Annotated in this window: 1 pseudogene; it reads right to left on the bottom strand. The window is 34.6% G+C overall.

The window, feature by feature from the left end:
- Positions 1–17 precede the first annotated feature (17 nt).
- Positions 18–211, bottom strand: a pseudogene (locus EII29_RS12740) (hypothetical protein); the annotation flags it as partial.

The following is a 211-nucleotide window of genomic DNA, read 5'->3' as shown; positions in this document are numbered from 1 at the left end:
TTAACAGATTTCAAATTTTATTTCTTTTTATTTACTTTCTTTTCCCTTACAGGTTTTTGAACTTTCTTCACAGCTTTCTTCTTATTCTTTCCTAATACCTCATTATAGCCCCTCAGTTCCTTCTCCTCTCTTTCAACACTTCTTACCACTCTTTCATAAAAGTCTACTCTGTCTCTCGCCTTTGACGCATTATACTCAAGCTTTTCCATCG

Source organism: Leptotrichia sp. OH3620_COT-345 (assembly GCF_003932895.1).
GTDB lineage: Bacteria > Fusobacteriota > Fusobacteriia > Fusobacteriales > Leptotrichiaceae > Pseudoleptotrichia.
The sequence above is the reverse complement of the archived record's forward strand: the minus strand, read 5'-3'. Positions and strand labels throughout refer to the sequence as shown.